This is a genomic window from Candidatus Hydrogenedentota bacterium (genome assembly GCA_016791475.1).
Classification (GTDB): domain Bacteria; phylum Hydrogenedentota; class Hydrogenedentia; order Hydrogenedentales; family JAEUWI01; genus JAEUWI01.
In genome coordinates this window covers 1-536 of sequence record JAEUWI010000419.1, presented here as the reverse complement: position 1 = coordinate 536, position 536 = coordinate 1, and the positions used below count along the sequence as shown (strand labels likewise).

Below are 536 nucleotides of genomic sequence, written 5' to 3'. Positions count from 1 at the left end.
TCGCCGCCGGCAAGGCGGGCGTTGGGTTTGCCCTGCCGAATGAGCTGACGGGTCCAGGTCTGCTCGACCCGCTTTCGCACGCTGGCGGTGGATTCGCCGGCCGCAGCGGATTGCAGGTCGGAGGCGGGCAGGGCGGGCACTTCGAGGAGCAGATCGATGCGATCGAGGAGTGGCCCGGAGAGCTTGTTGCGGTAGCGGGCGATCTGGTCAGGCGAGCACCGGCAGCGCCCGTCCGGGTGGCCGTGATAGCCGCAGGGGCAGGGGTTCATGGCGGCCAACAATTGGAAACGGGCCGGAAATTCGGCGCGGCGTGCGGCCCGGGAGATGGTGATGTGGCCGGTTTCCAGCGGTTCGCGCAGGGCCTCAAGGACACGCCGATCAAATTCGGGCAGCTCATCCAGAAAGAGCACGCCGTTGTGGGCAAGGCTGATCTCGCCCGGCCGGGGTGTGCCACCACCCCCCACCAGGGCGGCGCTTGAGGCCGAATGATGCGGTGACCGGATCGGGCGGGCTCCCCAGAGCTCGGGCCGGAAGCT

At 69.0% G+C, this 536-nt stretch carries 1 protein-coding gene; it reads right to left on the bottom strand.

What is annotated here, in order from left to right; translation table 11 throughout:
- On the bottom strand, positions 1-536 hold a 536-nt coding region (locus tag JNK74_30025), incomplete at both ends, for an ATP-binding protein (GenBank protein ID MBL7650408.1).